10 protein-coding genes and 5 tRNA genes are annotated in these 14,009 nt (G+C 73.2%); 9 read left to right on the forward strand and 6 right to left on the reverse strand.

All coding sequences use genetic code 11. The annotated features are described in order from the left end of the window. Positions 1–45: 45 nt before the first annotated feature. Positions 46–882 carry a PSP1 domain-containing protein gene (locus tag JL106_RS21580; protein WP_205260352.1) on the forward strand — a complete coding sequence of 279 codons (837 nt, stop codon included), beginning with the start codon at positions 46–48 and terminating at the stop codon, positions 880–882. Between the two features lie 77 nt (positions 883–959). Here JL106_RS21580 and JL106_RS09015 read toward each other — a convergent pair. Together JL106_RS09015 and JL106_RS09020 are read right to left on the reverse strand one after the other, a co-directional pair. Further along, positions 960–1,035: transfer RNA gene (locus JL106_RS09015), tRNA-Thr, on the reverse strand. A gap of 70 nt (positions 1,036–1,105) precedes the next feature. Further along, entirely contained in the window at positions 1,106–1,597 is a 492-nt protein-coding gene (locus tag JL106_RS09020; protein ID WP_328841858.1) for a MarR family winged helix-turn-helix transcriptional regulator, read from the reverse strand. A 246-nt stretch (positions 1,598–1,843) separates the two neighbouring features. Here JL106_RS09020 and ribD point away from each other — a divergent pair, with 246 nt between their 5' ends. Continuing rightward, positions 1,844–2,941 carry a bifunctional diaminohydroxyphosphoribosylaminopyrimidine deaminase/5-amino-6-(5-phosphoribosylamino)uracil reductase RibD gene (gene ribD, locus JL106_RS09025; protein WP_407940133.1) on the forward strand — a complete coding sequence of 366 codons (1,098 nt, stop codon included), beginning with the start codon at positions 1,844–1,846 and terminating at the stop codon, positions 2,939–2,941. Between the two features lie 285 nt (positions 2,942–3,226). Here the strand turns inward: ribD and JL106_RS09030 are convergent. Beyond that, a tRNA-Lys gene (locus tag JL106_RS09030) sits at positions 3,227–3,299 on the reverse strand. A 134-nt stretch (positions 3,300–3,433) separates the two neighbouring features. On the opposite strand from JL106_RS09030, the gene JL106_RS09035 reads away from it, so the two are divergent. The 7 genes from JL106_RS09035 (at position 3,434) to JL106_RS09065 (ending at position 9,550) form a co-directional block, all read left to right on the forward strand. Next, positions 3,434–4,480 (forward strand): ABC transporter ATP-binding protein, encoded by a 1,047-nt coding sequence (locus tag JL106_RS09035; RefSeq protein WP_205260354.1) that lies wholly within the window; start codon positions 3,434–3,436, stop codon positions 4,478–4,480. Then, positions 4,477–6,684: a YhgE/Pip domain-containing protein gene (locus JL106_RS09040; RefSeq protein ID WP_205260355.1), complete on the forward strand. Its 2,208-nt coding sequence runs from the start codon at positions 4,477–4,479 to the stop codon at positions 6,682–6,684. Before JL106_RS09035 ends, JL106_RS09040 begins: the two co-directional genes overlap by 4 nt. A 151-nt stretch (positions 6,685–6,835) precedes the next feature. Further along, positions 6,836–7,417 carry a MarR family winged helix-turn-helix transcriptional regulator gene (locus JL106_RS21990; protein ID WP_205260356.1) on the forward strand — a complete coding sequence of 194 codons (582 nt, stop codon included), beginning with the start codon at positions 6,836–6,838 and terminating at the stop codon, positions 7,415–7,417. A 145-nt stretch (positions 7,418–7,562) separates the two neighbouring features. Continuing rightward, a tRNA-Glu gene (locus JL106_RS09050) sits at positions 7,563–7,635 on the forward strand. An 89-nt stretch (positions 7,636–7,724) separates the two neighbouring features. Continuing rightward, positions 7,725–7,798: transfer RNA gene (locus JL106_RS09055), tRNA-Asp, on the forward strand. A gap of 49 nt (positions 7,799–7,847) precedes the next feature. After that, a tRNA-Phe gene (locus JL106_RS09060) sits at positions 7,848–7,924 on the forward strand. An 84-nt stretch (positions 7,925–8,008) separates the two neighbouring features. After that, positions 8,009–9,550, forward strand: coding sequence for a dihydrolipoyl dehydrogenase family protein (locus tag JL106_RS09065; protein WP_205260357.1), 1,542 nt, complete (start codon positions 8,009–8,011; stop codon positions 9,548–9,550). A 99-nt stretch (positions 9,551–9,649) separates the two neighbouring features. Here JL106_RS09065 and JL106_RS09070 read toward each other — a convergent pair whose 3' ends face one another. The 3 genes from JL106_RS09070 to JL106_RS09080 form a co-directional block, all read right to left on the reverse strand. Next, positions 9,650–11,119, reverse strand: coding sequence for a sugar porter family MFS transporter (locus JL106_RS09070; RefSeq protein WP_205260358.1), 1,470 nt, complete (start codon positions 11,117–11,119; stop codon positions 9,650–9,652). A gap of 171 nt (positions 11,120–11,290) precedes the next feature. Then, a complete protein-coding gene (gene ribB, locus JL106_RS09075) occupies positions 11,291–12,511 on the reverse strand; it encodes a 3,4-dihydroxy-2-butanone-4-phosphate synthase (protein WP_205260359.1) in 1,221 nt (406 codons plus the stop codon). A 227-nt stretch (positions 12,512–12,738) separates the two neighbouring features. Then, on the reverse strand, positions 12,739–13,908 hold the full coding sequence (locus tag JL106_RS09080) for an ROK family transcriptional regulator (RefSeq protein WP_205260360.1): 1,170 nt from the start codon (positions 13,906–13,908) through the stop codon (positions 12,739–12,741). Between the last annotated feature and the right edge of the window lie 101 nt (positions 13,909–14,009).

Consider the following 14,009-nt stretch of genomic DNA (forward strand, 5'->3'; position numbering starts at 1 on the left):
GACCGCGCCGGTCCGGTGGCGGGCGGAGGCGACTACCCTCCGGCCATGGGCATGCTGTGCGCGGTCACCTTCAGCCGCAACGGCCACCTGCACTACGCCGATCCAGGGGAGCTCCGCCCGGCCGTGGGTGACGCGGTGCTGCTGCCCACCCCGCACGGGTCGGTGACGGCGACCGTGGTGTGGGCGGCCGAATGGAGCAGCGAGGACACTTCAGGGTTCCCGCGGCTGCTCGGCCCGGCCACCGCCGAGGACCTGGCCGAGGCGGACGCGCAGCGCCGGGTCAAGGCCCGCGCGCTGGTCGCCACCCGCAAGCTGGTCCGCGAGCACGGCCTGCCGATGAAGGTGCTGGCCGTCGATCCGCAGCCGGCCAGCGGTGACGCCGGCGAGCATCCCGCCCGGATCGTCATCCACTACTCGTCCCCGGAGGTCGTCGACTTCCGATCGTTGTTGCGGGACCTGTCCGCCACGCTGGGCAGCCGGGTCGAGCTGCGGCAGCTCGGCGCTCGGGACGCCGTCCGCGTGACCGGGTCGATCGGCTCCTGCGGGCGGGACACGTGCTGCTCGACGTTCCTCAAGGACTACGACCCGGTCACCCTGGCCATGGCCCGCGAGCAGGACCTGCCGGCCAATCCGATGCGCATCTCCGGGGCCTGTGGTCGGCTGATGTGCTGCCTGAAGTACGAGCACCCGCTCTACCAGGAGTTCGCCGAGTCGGCGCCGGCGGTGGGGGAGCAGGTCGACACCCCGGCCGGACCGGGGCGCGTGGTCGGGCACTCGGTGCCGCGGGACGGTGTGGTGGTGAAGCTGGCCGCGGACGGCTCGAAGCAGGTGTGCCCGGTGGCGTCGGTGTGCAGCTCCCGGCAGGCCTACGAGTCCCGCTGACCGAGCGTGCCCCGAACCACGGAACGGTCCGGACAGCACAACGGCCCTGCCAGCGTTGCCGCTGGTCAGGGCCGTGATGGAGCCGCTTTGGGGAATCGAACCCCAGACCTTCTCATTACGAGTGAGATGCTCTACCGACTGAGCTAAAGCGGCAGCGCGACGAGTGTAGCCGCTCCACGGCGGCCTCCGTGACGCCCGCGCGGACGCCCGGGGCGAGGAGGCGTCAGGCCTCGGCCATCGCGTCGATGATCCGGCCGCACAGCCGGCCGAACTCCTTCTGCTCCTGCGGGCTCAGCGACTCGAACATGATGGCGCGGACGGTGCGGGCGTGGTCCGGCGCGGCGTGCACCAGCTGGTCGTAGCCGGCGTCGGTGAGGGTGGCCAGCTGGCCGCGGCGGTCGCCGGGGGACGGGGAGCGCTGCACCCACCCCCGCTCTTCCAACCGGGCGACCGCGTGCGACAACCGGGACTGGGACGACTGGGCGGCGGTGGCCAGCTGGTTCATCCGCATCGAGCGGTGGGGCGCCTCGGACAGCATGACCAGGATGGTGAAGTAGGTGTGCGGCATGCCCGCGGTGCGCTGCAGGTTGCGCTCGATCCGCTCATTCAGCTCACCGGTCATGCGGCGGAAGGTGCGCCAGACCGCCTGCTGGTCGGAGGAGAGCCAGGGCTCGTCGACTGCTGATTCGTCCTCGCCTACCGGCTCGTCTGACACCGCGTCACGATAGCGCGCAGGACTGCTCCGATCGTGTCATCTCCGATCACGGCGTTCGGGCCGTGGCGCCGCTCCGTCCACGTCCGGCCGTCACCCACTGCGGGACGCGCGTCCCGGCCGCGCACCCGGTGCGGCGCGGTCGGCCAGCCCGGGGAGACTGACCGGGTGCAGCCGTCCGTTCCCGTCCCGACCCCGGCCGTCGCTCCGGCTCCGCCGGACCCCGGTCCCGCTCCCACCCGTGCCGAACTGGTGGCGCTGGACCGGGCGGTCGAGCTGGCCGGGCGCGGCGCGGGCACGGTGCTGCCCAATCCGGTGGTGGGCTGCGTGCTGCTGGACCCGACCGGCCAGGTGGTCGGCGAGGGCTTCCACCAGCGGGCCGGCGAGCCGCACGCCGAGGTGCACGCACTGGCCGCGGCGGGTGATCGCGCGCGCGGCGCCACCGCGGTGGTCACCCTGGAGCCCTGCAACCACGTCGGCCGCACCGGGCCGTGCTCCGAGGCGTTGCTGGCCGCCGGGGTGGTGCGGGTGGTGGTCGCCGTCCGCGACCCGTTCGCCCCGGCCGCGGGCGGCATCGAACGGCTCCGGGCCGGTGGGGTCACCGTGGTCGACCTGCCCGCCCACGCCGCCCTGGAGTCGGCCGACGACACCGCGGCCGCCGTCGCCGGTGCCATCGAGCACGCCGAGACGGTGAACCGGGTGTGGCTGCACGCGGTCCGCACCCGCCGCCCGTTCGTCACCTTCAAGGCGGGCATGACCCTGGACGGACGGATCGCGGCGCCGGACGGCACCAGCCGGTGGATCACCTCACCGGAGGCCCGAGCGGACGTGCACCGGCTGCGGGCCCAGGTCGACACCATGCTGGTCGGCGTGGGCACCGTGCTGGCCGACGACCCGGCGCTGACCGTCCGGGACGCTGACGGCACCCCGGTAGGCCGGCAGCCGCTGCGGGTGGTGGCCGACTCGACGGGCCGCACCCCATCGACCGCGCGGGTCCGCGACGACGCCGCCCCGACCTGGATCGCCGGCGCCGACGAGGTGGGCGATGGCACCCGGGTCGACCTGGTGCGGTTGCTGGAGGAGCTGTACCGGCGGGACCGCCGGCACGTGCTGCTGGAGGGCGGCCCCACCCTGGCCGCCGCGTGCTTCGACGCCGGCCTGGTCAACGAGGCGGTCCTGTACGTCGCCCCGACGGTGCTGGGAGCGGGTCGCCCGGCGGTCGACGGGGGCCGCTTGCACACCCTGGCCGAACGCACCGACGGCGTGCTCCGGTCGGTCCGCCAGGTCGGCCCGGACGTCCGCCTGGACGTGGTCTTCCCGGTGCTGCTGTCCCGTCCGAACTCTTGACGAGGGGCGGCTTCTCGCCCGAGAGGGAGGACTCGACGCGGGGAGATCAAGCGCTCGGTGGCCTGGTCCTGGTGGTGGCGCTGCTGCGCCGGCCCCGGACGTCTCCGGCGTCGTCGCCGGCGCTGGACGCCACGGCTCGGTCCTGACCCGGCGCCGGTCGCCCGCCCCACGGGACGGCGGCACGATGCGCAACAGGCCCGAACGCGGGCTTCACGCCAACTCGCGGTGCGTTGACACGCAACCACATAGAGTCACGACCACGGACGAGCGTCCATGACCGGTGGGTGGGCCCCGTGGGGATCGAACCCACAACCCGCGGATTAAAAGTCCGCTGCTCTGCCAGTTGAGCTAGAGGCCCTCGGGGTCCCGATGCCCGGCGGAGCACCGGAGCGGCGGGCGACCGCCGGGCAGCAGCCTACCGGCTGGACGCCGTCCGATCGGGCGTCGTGCACCGCACCCGGTGCACGGCACGAGGGGTGGCCGGAGGCAGCGGTGGCATGGTTCGGCAGGGCGCGGCGGGAATCCGCGGAGAACAAGCCGGGCGCGGGCCCGGACCCGGGTGCGCCCTTCGTCGACGACGCGCCGACCGGGCCGGTGGAGCGCTGGTACTCCGATCCGGACGCCCAGGGGCCGGACGAGGTGCCGGAGGACGAGCACGGCGATGAGGCGCAGGCGGCCGAGGACCCCGGGGCATCCGCGCCGCCCGCGGACGCGACCCCGTCGCCGGCCGGACCGGTGCGGCCGGCCGGTCCCGCCGTTCAGGTCGACCGGCTGACCGTGCACCACGGTGGGCGGTCGGTGTTCGCCGACGTCTCGTTCACCGTGCCGCGGGCCGCGGTGGTCGCGATCGTCGGTCCGTCCGGTGCCGGTCGGTCCAGTCTGCTGCTCGCGGTGACCGGGCACCTGGCGGTGACCGCCGGGACCGCGGTGGTGGCCGGTGTGTCGGTGACCGAGCAGGCCCACCAGGTGCGGCAGTCGACGTCCGTGGCCCGGCTGGGCGGGCTGATCGAGCCGGAGCCGGCGTTGACCGTCGGCGAGGCCGTCCGGGAGCGCTGCCTGCTGGACGGCGTGACCACCGCCGCGGGGCGGATCCGGTTCGACGAGGCGGCCCGCATCCTCGGGGCGCAGCTGCCCGACCACCGGCTGGTCCGGGACCTGGACGGAGTGTCGGCCGGGCAGCTGGCCGTGGCGCTGGCCTGCGCGCGGCCCAGCGACCTGGTGGTCCTGGACGATCTCGACGAGGGGCTGGACGGCCCCGGGCAGCACCAGCTGGCCCGGGCGCTGACCCGGCTGGCCGTGGTCGGCCCGGCCATCCTGGTCGCCACCACCGACCGCTGGCCGGTGGTCGACGTGGTGGACAGCGTGGTCGAGCTGCCGCCGCCGGTCCCCCCGGACGCGATCGTCCCGGCCCCCGGCGCGCCCGCACCGCCCGCGGCCGTCCCGACCCCACCGCCACCGTCCGGACCGCCGACCCCGCCGGGACCCGCTGACGGTCCGGATCCCGCCCAGCCGCGCACCGACCCCGAGGACGCCCGATGATCTCCGCAGCCCGGCTGGCCGGCGCCGAACTCCGCCGCTTCCGGGGGCCGCTGCCCAAGCTGGCCCTGACCTTCATCCTGCTGGTGCCGCTGCTGTACGGGGCGCTGTACCTGTGGTCGAACTGGGATCCCTACGGCCGGCTCGACCAGGTGCCGGTCGCCGTGGTGAACGAGGACCAGGCCGTGTCCGTGGACGGCCGCACCATCGACGCCGGCGACCAGTTCGTGGCCCAGCTGCAGCAGGAGAAGATCTTCGACTGGCACTTCGTCGAGCAGTCCGAGGCCCAGGACGGACTCCGTGACGGCCGGTACTACCTGATCATCACCGTCCCCGAGGACTTCTCGCAGAGCCTGGCCAGCGGCACCGGCAACGACCCGATGCGGGCGACCCTGCTGCTGCAGCGTGACGACCACAACGGGTACGTCATCGGCATGCTCACCGACTCGGTCCGCACCGAACTGGAGGCGGCCATCGACAAGGCCGCCATCGGGGCCTACTTCGAGGCGGTGTTCACCAATCTGCAGAACATCCGCGGCGACGTCCAGCAGGCCGCCGACGGCGCCGCGCAACTGGCCTCCGGTGCGGCGTCGGCGGTCTCGGGCGGGGGCGAGCTGGCCGGCGGTCTGACGTCGGCGAAGGACGGCTCCGGCCAGCTGGTCTCGGGTTTGATCGACGCCCGCAGCGGGTCCGGGCAGCTGGTCTCCGGTGCGCAGACCGCGCAACAGGGCGCCGCCCAACTCGCCGCCGGGGTGGCCGACGCCGCCCAGGGTGCCGCCGAACTCAGCTCCGGGCTGGCCGACCTGCAGACCGGGTCCGGCCAGCTGGTCACCGGGGCCGACCAGGTCGCCCAGGGCACCCAGCAGCTGGCCGATCAGGTCGTCCCGGCGCTGGACGCGGTGGCCGGCGCCATCCCCGGTCTGCAGCGGCTGAACACCGATTTCGATGCCCTGGTCGACCGCGACAGCGGCGCCGCCCAGGGCGATCTGGCCGCCCTCGCGCAACAGGTGCAGCAGCTGCCGGACAGCCCGGCTCGCACCCAGCTGCTGGCCACCCTGCAGTCGCTGACCGGGCGGGTCGGCCAGGTGGCCGACACGGTGGACGCGGTCACCGCGGCGCTGGACGCACAGGGCAGCACCCTGCAGGCCGACCTGACCACCGCGGCGAGCCGGATCGACGAGCTGGCCCAGGGCGCGGCCGAGGTGGCCGCCGGGGCGCAGGAACTGGACACCAACCTCGTCACGGCCGCCGCCGGCGCCGACACGCTCGCGGCCGGACTGGCCACCGCGACCACCGGCGCCCAGGACCTGGACACCGGGCTCACCACGCTGGTCACCGGGGCCCAGCAGCTCGACGCGGGCCTGGGCACTCTGCAGACCGGGGCGGTGCAACTGGACGACGGTCTGGACACCGCGCAGACCGGTCTGGGCACGCTGAACGACGGGCTCACCCAGCTGTCCTCCGGCAGTACCCAACTGGCCGACCAGCTCAGCGCCGGCGCACAGCGCATCCCCGCCCTGGACGACTCGCAGGCGGGCGCGGCGGCCTCCGTGCTCTCCCAGCCCGTCGCGGTGAGCACCACCATCGACAACGCGGCCGGCACCTACGGGCGGGGCCTGGCGCCGTTCTTCTTCTCGATCGCCATCTGGGTGTTCGGCATCACGGCGTTCCTGGTGTTGCGGCCCGGCTCGCCGCGGGCGCTGATCGGCCGGGCCTCGCCGGTGCGCCTGGCCCTGGCCGGCTGGTTCCCGGTGCTGGGCATCGGTGCGGCGGGCGCCATGATCCTCTTCCTGGTCGCCTGGTTCGCCCTCGGACTGGATCCGGTGAACATCGGCATCTCGATCGGCGTGGTGCTGCTGGCCACCGTCTGCTTCACCGCGATCGCCTACCTGCTCCGGGCCGCGCTCGGCGTGGTCGGCTCGGCCATCTCGCTGGTGCTGCTGATGGTCCAGCTCACCAGTTGCGGCGGCATCTATCCGGTGGAGACGCTGCCGCTGCCGCTGCGCGCCATTCATCCCTTCATGCCGATGAGCTACCTGGTCGACGCGCTGCGGGTGGGCTTCACCGGTGGCCCGGCCGACCTGCTGGTCCGGGACGTCCTGGTGTTGGCGGGCGTGGCGGTGGCCGCGCTGGTGGGCTGTGTGCTGGTGGTGCGGGGCAAGCAGCGGATGAGCGTCAGTACGTTGCACCCGGCGCTGAGCACCTGATCGCACCGGTCGGGACGGGAATCAAGATCGGCTCGGTGACGCGGCCGTGATTGCGCTCTGTGCGAACGACCCGGATCCTGGCACGCAGCACTGCACCGGACGGAGCGATCGGTCCGGCCCAGCCTCCGCCACCGACGGAACAGGAGCGTCCGTGACCACCGATGCCGCCGAGTCGACCCAGGACGCCGGGGTCCCGCCCCAGCCCCCGTCCCCGGCCACGTCGGCGGAGCCCAGGCCCTCGGCCGGCGGGGCCGACCTGCCGGCCGAGCTGGCCGACGCGATCATCGGTCTGGTCCGGCAGTACCACAGCCTGCGGGTACGGATCAACGACGGCAAGGACGTCGACGCCCCGCCGCAGATGGCCGTGCTGGGTCGGCTGGTCGACCTCGGGCCGTGCCGGGCCAGCGTGCTGGCCGAGGCGCTCCTGAGCGACCCGTCCACGGTGTCGCGGCAGGTGGCCGGGCTCGTCAAGGCCGGCTGGGTGGACCGGGGCCCCGACCCGGTCGACGGCCGGGCCGCGATCCTGTCCATCACCGAGGCCGGCCGGCAGCGTTGGGTCGAGCACTGGCGCCGCCGCGGTGAGGCCCTGGCGCCGGTGGTCGAGCGGTGGAGTGACGAGGACCAGGTGGACCTGGCCCGACTGTTGCGTCAGTACACCCTCGACGTCGACCGGCACTGGGACGAGGTCGTCACCGCGTTCCGCAAGCCGCCGGCGGCCGGTCCGGGCGCCTGATCCGACCGGTCGGTCGGACCCCGGTCGTCACGGCTGGAGCCCCGCCACCTGCGGGTCGGGTACCGTTTTGGAAGTCTCCACCGGCCTGCCGTATGCTTTCACAGCTCCCAACGGCCAGCCGTTGGAGGCGGGTTCCACCGGGCCGGCCCCCATCGTCTAGCGGCCTAGGACGCTGCCCTTTCAAGGCGGTAGCACGGGTTCGAATCCCGTTGGGGGTACGTGGTTCTCGAGCCGGATTCCGTCCGGTAGAGTGAGCCGCCGGCAGTACCGCAGGACGAGCAACACCCAGCAGGACAGCAGTACACCTGGCCCCGTGGCGCAGTTGGTTAGCGCGCCGCCCTGTCACGGCGGAGGTCGCGGGTTCAAGTCCCGTCGGGGTCGCAGGTCGGGGCCGGAGTTCGGAGTGGATCCGGACCCCGGCCCTCTCCATGGCCAGGTAGCTCAGTTGGTACGAGCGTCCGCCTGAAAAGTGGAAGGTCGCCGGTTCGATCCCGGCCCTGGCCACCACATCTCGCCCGCGAGCCGGTTCCCGGCTCGCGGGCTTCTTCTGTTCTGTGCCCGGGTGCTCGGTCGCATGGCTACGGTGACGGCATGACCGACGCCGAACAGTCGAGGGTTGCGAACGACAGTTGGGACGTGATCGTCGTCGGCGGGGGACCGCCGGGCGAGAACGTCGCGCAGTACGCCATCCAGGGCAGTGACCGCACCGCCGTGATCGTCGAGCGCGAGCTGGTCGGCGGCGAGTGTTCCTACTGGGCCTGCATCCCGAGCAAGGCGTTGCTGCGGCCGGTGCAGCTGCTGGCCACCGCCCGCAACCTGCCCGGCGTGCAGAGTCTGGTCGGGGACCACAGTCTCGACGCCGCCGCCGCGATGCGCCGCCGTGATCAGTTCGCCGGGCACGACGGCGACGAACCGGACGCCTCCCAGGTGCAGTGGGCCAACGGGATCGGGATCGAGGTGGTCCGCGGCCGGGCCCGGCTGTCCGGCCCGCGCACGGTGCAGGTGACTGCCGCCGACGGCACCACGCGCACGCTCACCGCCCGGCAGGCGGTGGTGCTGGCCACCGGCACCACGGCCGCGGTCCCGGACGTGCCGGGTCTGCGGGAGGCGCTGCCGTGGATCTCCCGGGACGTCACCAACCTGCACGAGGTGCCGCGCCGGATGGCCGTCATCGGCGGCGGGGTGGTGGCCTGCGAGGCGGCCACCTGGCTGCGCGCCATGGGCGTCGACGAGCTCACCGTGATCGTCCGCGGCGGCAGCCTGCTGACCGGCAACGAGCCGTTCGCCGGGGAGTTGGTGGCCGGGCAGTTCGGCCGGTCCGGCATCCGGGTGCTGACCGGCAGCCAGGCCACCGCGGCCCGCCGCACCGCTCCCCGGGACACCGGCGAGGGACGCATCCACGGCGGCCCGGTCGAGCTGACCGTGCAGACCCCGGACGGCGAGCAGACCCTCACCGTGGACGAGGTGCTGGTCGCGGCGGGGCGCACCCCGAACAGCGGCGACGTCGGGCTGGACGCCGTGTCGGTGACGCCGAACGGCAAGGGGTTCGTCGAGGTCGACGACCACCTCACCGTGCCCGGCACCGCCGACGAGCACGGTGAGTGGCTGTACGCGGTGGGCGATCTGACCGGCCGGGCGCTGCTCACCCACATGGGCAAGTACCAGGCCCGCATCGCCGGGGCGGTGATCGGCGCCCGGGCGCAGGGGGCGTCGCTGGACGGCCCGCAGTTCACCGACCGGGCCGATCACGGCATGGTGCCGCAGGTCGCCTTCACCGAGCCGCCGGTGGCCTCGGTGGGGTTGACCGAGGCGCAGGCCCGGGACGCCGGCCTGCAGGTCGAGACGGCCGAGTACGACCTGGCCTCGGTCTCCGGGGCGGCGCTGCTGCGGGACGATTACGAGGGTCGGGCCAAGCTGGTCATCGACGCCGCCACCGACCGCCTGGTGGGCGCCACGTTCGTCGGGCCCGAGGTGGACGAGCTGCTGCACTCGGCCACGATCGCGGTGGTCGGACAGGTGCCGGTGAGCACGCTGTGGCATGCGGTGCCGTCGTTCCCGACGATCAGCGAGGTGTGGCTGCGGCTGCTGGAGACCCTCGCCGAACACCGGAGGAGTCGCGCGAGCGAGGCATGAGGGGGCGCAAGCTCCGACCAGTAGACCCCGCCGGGGTTGGGACGACACCGGCCCCTCCCCGACGGATCGGGAGGGGGCCGGTGTCGTGCTGCGTGCTGGTCACGTGCGGGACTGCTTGGGCGTCCGGACGTGCGTGTCCAGCGTCATGTCCTCGAGCTCCTTGCCCTTGGTCTCCGGGATCTTGGCGAGCACGAAGAAGAAGGACAGCAGTGCGAACGCCGCGTACAGGCCGTAGGCGACGGTCAGGCTGACGTCGGCCAGCGGCTGGAACGTCTCGGTGACGATGAAGTTGAAGATCCAGTTCGAGGCGGTGGCGATCGCCATCGCCTTGGCCCGGATCCGGTTCGGGAACATCTCGCCGAGCAGCACCCACATGACCGGGCCCCACGACCCACCGAAGAACACGATGAACAGGTTGGCGGCGACCAGCGCGATGCCGGCCCAGGCGCCCGGCAGGCTCACCACTTCCTTGCCGTCGGCACCGGTGGTGATGACGGCCTGGGAGAAGGCCAGGGCCATGGTGGCCAGGGACAGGAACATGCCGATCGAGCCGACCAGCAGCAGCGGCCGGCGCCCGACCCGGTCGACCAGCAGGATGGCCACCACGGTGACCAGCACGTTGGTGACCGACCCGATCACCGAGATCAGGAACGACTGGCTCTCGTCGAAGCCGACGGCCTGCCACAGGGTGTTCGAGAAGTAGAAGATGACGTTGATGCCGACCAGCTGCTGGAACGCGGCCAGCAGGATGCCCACCCAGACCAGCGGGTGCAGGCCGAGCCGTGGGCCCTTCAGGTCCCGCAGGCTGGGCTTGTCCTCGCGATGCAGGGACTGCCGGATGTCGGCCACCCGCTGCTGGATCTTCGCCGGGGTCTCGCCGAGCACCCGGGCGAGCACCTTCTCGGCGGCCGAGTCCTTGCCCTGGGCGACCAGGAACCGCGGCGACTCGGGGATGCCGATCGACAGGATGCCGTAGACCAGCGACGGGATGACGCCGACCAGGAACATCCAGCGCCAGGCCTCCAGGCCCAGCCACAGGTCGGCGGAGGCGCTGTCGTTGATGCTCTGCAGCCAGTTGTTCGACAGCTGCGAGACGAAGATGCCGATGACGATGGCCATCTGCTGCAACGAGGCCAGCCGGCCGCGCAGGTGGGCCGGGGCGACCTCGGAGATGTACGTCGGCCCGATGACCGAGGCGATGCCGATGCCGAGCCCGCCGACGAAGCGCCAGAGGGCCAGGTCCCACGCCTCGAAGGCGATGCCGGAGCCGATCGAGGAGACCAGGAACAGCACGGCGCCGATGAGCATGACGCGGGGCCGGCCCAGCTTGTCGGCCAGCTGCCCGGCGAACCAGGCGCCGATGGCCGATCCGATGAGCGCGATGCCGACGACGAATCCGCTGGCGAAGGGCCCGAGCGTGAAGCGGTCGTTGATGCTCTCGACCGCGCCGTTGATGACCGACGTGTCGAAGCCGAACAGGAAACCGCCGACCGCGGCGGCGATGGAGATGGCGGTGGCGCGCGCCGGATGCGTCTCGCCGGGCCCCACCGGTGTACGTGCTGAACTCATGTCCGCGTCCTCTCGCGCAACCAGCCTGGTCGCACGCCCGGCACCGTTGCCGAGATCGTGATCAGGCCCCCCGCGCGCACAGTAGCCCTACTTGGTGATCAGGGCGCGACAGTGGGTGAGGACGCGCGATCCGACCTGGATCCGTGCGCTCGCGGTCGGGGAGCCGCGGGATCAGCCCAGGGCGGTGGCGCGGAGCAGCGTGCGCAGGTCGCTGGACAGCGTGTCGACGGGCACCCCCGCCCCGCGGAGCTGGGCGGCGAACCGCTCCGAGCCCGGCAGCAGCCGGACCGAGGCCGGGCCCAGGTCGCGGAGGATGTCGACCAGGATCTCGGCGGGCGCCTCCGCCGGCGGGCAGGGCCGGCCGGTCGCGGCGAGCGCGCGGGCCTGGTCCTGCAGCTGGTAGCGACGGAGCGTGTTCAGCACGCCGGACCGGCTGTCGGCGCCGGGCTCCTCGTCGCGCAGGTAGAGGACGATCCCCGGCGCCTGCTCGGCGGTGGTGTCGACGTCGGCCAGCAGATCGCCGCGGCACTGGCAGCGCAGCGACCCGAAGGCCTGCCCGGCCAGGCACTCGGCGTGCACGGCCAGCAGCACCTCCCGCTCGCCGGCGACGGACCCGGAGACGACGGCGACGTACTCCCGGCCGTCGGAGCCGCGGTACCCGACCATCCGGGCGGTGGCGTTGGGCATGGGCAGCCGGACCGAGGCGACCCGCTCGGCGCCGTGCGACGGCACCAGGTCGGTCGGGGTCGGATGCACGATCGGCGCCTGGTGGGCCTGCCGGTGGGCGACCAGCATCGCGATGGAGATCATGGCCAGACCGTGCCGGTCGGCGAACTCGCGCAGCTCGGGGGCGCGGGCCATCCCGGTCGGGTCCTGCTCGCTGACCACCTCGACCAGCGCGCCGACCGGCGTGCAGCCGGCCATCCGGGCCAGGTCGACGGCGGCCTCGGTGTGGCCGGTGCGCTGCAGCACGCCGCCCGGCTTGGCCCGCAGCGGCAGCACGTGGCCGGGGCGGGTCAGCTCGTCGGCGCGGGTGCCCGCCTCGCCGAGCAGCTTGATGGTGAGCGCGCGGTCGGCGGCCGAGATGCCGGTGCTGACGCCGTGTCGGGCGTCCACGGTGACGGCGTAGGCGGTGCCCTTGGGGTCGGTGTTCTTCGCGGCCATCGGCGGCAGGTCCAGCTCGTCCGCGCGGGTCTCGTCCATCGCGACGCAGAGGATCCCTGAGCTGTAGCGGACGGCGAAGCCGACGGTCTGCGGGGTGGCGAGCTCGGCGACCCAGATCAGGTCGCCCTCGTTCTCCCGGTCCTCGTCGTCGACCACGACGACGGGCCGGCCCAGCCGGAGTTCGGCGACGGCCCGGTCGAGAGTGTCGAAGCGCACGCTGGCAGTCATGGGTTCCTTCCGCAACGGGACCTCGCCGGCGTCCCCTGAGACCGACGGGGACGAGTCAAGCTCCACGATGTGTCGGTCGGTCGCGTCCGGTGTGACCGTTGCTTTACGCCGATCGGGACGTCCCGACCGGCACTGGGCGGATGGTCGACCGTACGGCCGGTCGGCCGCCGGGTCCACGTGATTCCCATCGCACTGCGGTGCGGTTCGAGGCGGACCGGTCGGGATACCTACAGCCGGGCCAGCGTGGCGGCCAGGTGTTCCGGGGCCAGGATCCAGTCGGCCAGGGCGTGCGCGACGCCGGTGACGCCGACCTCGTTGGGCGAGTCGCTGGTCCGGATGCGCAGGTCGCGGGTGGCCAGCGGCAGCGAGTTGGCCGCGACGTGCTCGCGGATGCCGGAGAGCAGGTGCTCACCGGCCACGGCCAGCTGCCCGGCCACCACGATCTCCGACGGGTTCAGCAGGCTGACGGCCAGGGCGAGCCCGGAGCCCAGCACCCGCCCGGCCTCGCGGATCCGTTGGATCGCCCGCGGGTCGCCCGCCTGCAGCAGTCGGAGCACGTCGTTCAGCCCGGTGACCGCAGCGCCGTCCGCGGCCAGGTCGCGGGCGATGGCCCAGCCGCCGGCGTAGGCCTCGATGCAGCCGGTCTTGCCGCACCGGCACAACGGTGGCGCCTCCCGGGGGTGGACGGGATGACCCACGGTGTGGCCGAGATCGCCGGCAGCGCCCTGTGCGCCGTACACGATGCGGCCGTTGGCCACGATGCCGGCGCCGACGCCGGTGCCCACCTTGACCAGCAGCAGGTCGTCGGCCCGCGGCACCGAGCGGACGTGCTCGCCCCAGGCCATGGCGTCGGAGTCGTTGAGGATGAGGATCGGCAGGTCGTAGCGGGGGCGCAGCAGTTCCGGAACGGCGATGCCGTTCCACCCGGTCATGATCGGCGGCGAGACCACCCGGCCGGTGGAGATCTCGATCGGCCCGGGCAGGCTCATGCCCAACCCCCACGCCGGTGCGTCACCGGGGGCGCGAAGGCTCTCCAGCCGGTCGATCACCAGGCCGAGCACCGTGTCCGGTCCGTCCCCGATGAACAGTGGGACCGTGTCCTGGGCCAGGACCGTCCCGTTGAGGTCGCAGCGCGCCACCCGAGCTGCCGACGCGCCGACGTCGGCGATGAGGAGGGTGCCCTGCGAGGCGTCGAAGCCGAATCGGCCGGCCGGGCGGCCGCGGGCACCGTTGGCCGCTCCCATCGGGCGCACCAGCCGGGCGTCCAACAGTTCGTCGATGCGTGCATTCACCGTGACGCGGGCCCAACCGGTGAGGTCGCCCAGCTCGGCCCGGGTCCGGGGTGCACCCGACCGGATCACCCGGAGCAGGTCGCCCGCCTGTGGGCTCAGCTGCATGGACCCTCCCTCGTCGCTGCCCCAGATTAAGCGAACGCAGCGCGCACAAACAAGCACAATATTGTGACTTGACGCGACCGTGACGCCGCCTTAACGTCTAG

Source organism: Nakamurella leprariae (genome assembly GCF_016918035.1).
GTDB classification, from domain to species: domain Bacteria; phylum Actinomycetota; class Actinomycetes; order Mycobacteriales; family Nakamurellaceae; genus Nakamurella; species Nakamurella leprariae.

Bases quoted from the DNA above. Each gene is read 5' to 3' on its own strand.
- JL106_RS21580 (WP_205260352.1), top strand. From the start codon at position 46: ATGGGCATGCTGTGCGCGGTCACCTTCAGCCGCAACGGCCACCTGCAC.
- JL106_RS09040 (WP_205260355.1), top strand. From the start codon at position 4,477: ATGATCTCCGCAGCCCGGCTGGCCGGCGCCGAACTCCGCCGCTTCCGG.
- JL106_RS09065 (WP_205260357.1), top strand. From the start codon at position 8,009: ATGACCGACGCCGAACAGTCGAGGGTTGCGAACGACAGTTGGGACGTG.
- JL106_RS09070 (WP_205260358.1), bottom strand. From the start codon at position 11,119: ATGAGTTCAGCACGTACACCGGTGGGGCCCGGCGAGACGCATCCGGCG.
- ribB (WP_205260359.1), bottom strand. From the start codon at position 12,511: ATGACTGCCAGCGTGCGCTTCGACACTCTCGACCGGGCCGTCGCCGAA.
- JL106_RS09080 (WP_205260360.1), bottom strand. From the start codon at position 13,908: ATGCAGCTGAGCCCACAGGCGGGCGACCTGCTCCGGGTGATCCGGTCG.